Consider the following 1210-nt stretch of genomic DNA (forward strand, 5'->3'; position numbering starts at 1 on the left):
AGCGTAATGCTATGGCTTTTTTTGTGCATGATAAAAGACCGTATAAAGAAGATGATAAAACATCTTGACAAAAAGTATTAGATAATGGTAATATAAGCGTAGTTAGCTTAGGCTAATTTATATTTTGATTCAATAGTTAGATTAATCTAACTTATAAAGAAAGGATTGATATAGGATGCCATTGATATTTGCGGATATAGGAAAAGAACATATAATCAAAAAAGTAGGAGGAAGTCCTGAAGTAAAAAAGCATTTAGAAAATCTAGGTTTTGTTGTTGGTGGCAATGTCACAATCATAAATGAGATAGCTGGTAATATGATTGTAAACGTAAAAGAAGCCAGGGTTGCGATTAGTAAAGAGATGGCTCGCAAAATCGTAATATGATATGGGAAGGAGAAAACATATGAGAACACTTCGACAGGTAAGAAAAGGCGAGAGCGTTAAAGTAGTAAAACTTCATGGTGAAGGTGCTGTGAAAAGAAGAATTATGGATATGGGAATCACAAAAGGTGTAGATATTCTACTTCGTAAAGTAGCACCGCTCGGCGATCCTATAGAAATAACAGTACGTGGATATGAATTATCCCTGCGTAAAGCAGATGCGGACATGATTGAAATTGAATAAATACCATGAGGCAAAAGCCTTTTATTTTAAGACAAAAGTTAGTTTAGGCTAATCGGAAAGAGAGGTATAAAATGAACACAAAAGAAATAAGAATCGCACTTGCAGGAAATCCAAACTGTGGCAAAACAACATTGTTTAATGCATTAACTGGTTCCAATCAGTTTGTAGGAAATTGGCCGGGAGTTACTGTAGAGAAAAAAGAAGGAAAGTTAAAGAAACATGAAGGTGTCATAATTACGGATTTACCTGGTATCTATTCCTTGTCACCATATACACTGGAAGAAGTTGTCGCAAGAAATTATCTTCTTAATGATCAGGTAGATGTGATCTTAAATATTGTAGATGGTACCAACCTGGAACGAAATCTGTATCTGACAACACAATTATGCGAACTTGGTATTCCTGTTGTCATGGCAATCAATATGATGGATATCGTCAAGAAAAATGGCGATCGAATAGATGTCTTAGAATTATCCAATAAACTAGGTATTCCCATTATTGAGATTTCAGCTTTAAAAGGTACAGGCATACAGAATGTAAGTGATGCGGTGATAAAGGCCGCAGCATATGGAAAAACAGCTTCT

General features: G+C 35.0%; 3 protein-coding genes. All 3 read left to right on the forward strand.

The genetic code is table 11. From position 1 onward, the window contains the following. Positions 1–175: 175 nt before the first annotated feature. On the forward strand, positions 176–385 hold the full coding sequence (locus tag DW114_RS21085) for a FeoA family protein (protein WP_117456304.1): 210 nt from the start codon (positions 176–178) through the stop codon (positions 383–385). Between the two features lie 19 nt (positions 386–404). Next, complete coding sequence (locus DW114_RS21090; RefSeq protein WP_117456306.1) at positions 405–626, forward strand: FeoA family protein; 222 nt, start codon at positions 405–407, stop codon at positions 624–626. 71 nt (positions 627–697) lie between these two features. After that, the coding region (locus DW114_RS21915) for a FeoB small GTPase domain-containing protein (protein WP_233512198.1) at positions 698–1210 on the forward strand (513 nt) is incomplete at its 3' end.

Origin of the sequence: Absiella sp. AM09-50, assembly GCF_003433845.1 — a bacterium.
In the GTDB taxonomy this organism is placed as follows: Bacteria; Bacillota_I; Bacilli_A; order Erysipelotrichales; family Erysipelotrichaceae; genus Hoskinsella; species Hoskinsella hominis.